We start from the raw sequence: 727 nt of genomic DNA, 5'->3' as shown, positions 1-727 counted from the left end.
GCGCAGGCACCTCCCCGACCAACACAATGCCGCCCAGCGCCGAGAGCAGCGGCGCGGTGCCGCGCGCCAGCGGATAGGTCTGGGCGAAATCGCCGGCCTTGTAAGCGCCGATCAGGAATGTCCGGTAGCCCATGTGGAAGAAGACCGAGGCGAGGATGAATGGCCAGACCTCGGCCTTCGGCATCTCGACAAAGGGCAGCACCACGAGCGCCGCGGCGCCCATGCCGAGCGTCATCAGCGTGATCGACAGGAAGCGGTCGAGATGCACCTTGACCAGCGCGTTCCAGATCGCGTGCATGGCTGCCGCCGAGAGCACAGCCAGGAAGACGAACAGCGTCATGCCCGCCTCACCTGCCCGCCAGACTTGAGCCGATGCCCGGCGTTTCCAGGTCGATCTCGACCCTTAGCGGAAAATGGTCTGATGCCACCGCGCCGATATCCGCTGTCACCGAACGGACGCGCCTGGCCAGCATGCCGCCGACGAAGCAATGGTCGAGCCGGCGTTTCGCCAGCCTGCCGTCGATGATCTTTTCATGCGTGTGGAAATCCGGCCCAGGCTCGCTGGCGACGGCGGCGGCATCGACGAAGCCGTCGATATAGGCCGCGCCGGGATGATACGGCATGCTGCCGGTAATACGCCGGTATTCGGCGCTGCCCGGCTCCATGTTGAAATCGCCAAGCCAGATCGCCGCCTGAGGGTTTGCGGGCTCCGCCTGGCCGTTCGACC

1 protein-coding gene and 1 pseudogene are annotated in these 727 nt (G+C 65.7%); both read right to left on the bottom strand.

Annotated features, from left to right (window positions below; all coding sequences use genetic code 11):
- Positions 1–340: pseudogene (locus EOA24_RS39995) on the bottom strand (EamA family transporter); the annotation flags it as partial.
- 7 nt (positions 341–347) lie between these two features.
- Positions 348–727: endonuclease/exonuclease/phosphatase family protein (locus EOA24_RS39990; protein WP_348633116.1), on the bottom strand; the 380-nt coding region annotated here is incomplete at its 5' end.

This window comes from Mesorhizobium sp. M2A.F.Ca.ET.039.01.1.1 (assembly GCF_003998035.1).
Classification (GTDB): Bacteria; Pseudomonadota; Alphaproteobacteria; order Rhizobiales; family Rhizobiaceae; genus Mesorhizobium.
The sequence above is the reverse complement of the archived record's forward strand: the minus strand, read 5'-3'. Positions and strand labels throughout refer to the sequence as shown.